This window comes from Virgibacillus sp. 7505, from assembly GCF_002272135.1.
GTDB lineage: Bacteria > Bacillota > Bacilli > Bacillales > Amphibacillaceae > Terribacillus.
The window spans coordinates 1-291 of the sequence record NZ_NPBF01000154.1 but is presented as its reverse complement, the minus strand read 5'-3'; the positions used below and the strand labels follow the sequence as shown (position 1 = coordinate 291).

Annotated in this window: 1 protein-coding gene; it reads right to left on the bottom strand. The window is 44.0% G+C overall.

Annotated features, from left to right (window positions below; translation table 11 throughout):
* A partial coding sequence (locus CHH91_RS18380; RefSeq protein WP_483372415.1) for an uS7 family ribosomal protein occupies positions 1-291 on the bottom strand: 291 nt, incomplete at both ends.

Sequence of the window (291 nt, the reverse complement as noted above, 5' to 3'; positions counted from 1 at the left end):
TAGAGTCGTACGACGCTCTGGTTTTACTTCAATTGGCACTTGATAGTTAGAACCGCCGACACGGCGAGCTTTTACTTCAAGGACAGGCATAATGTTTTTCAACGCTTGATCAAATACTTCCATTGGATCGTTACCGCTACGCTCTTTTACTAGTTCAAACGCATTATAAAGAATCGTTTGTGCTGTTCCACGCTTCCCGTCAACCATGATGCGGTTAATGAGGCGGGTAACAAGTTTAGAATTGTATATTGGATCAGGCAATACGTCACGACGTGCAACTGGACCTTTACG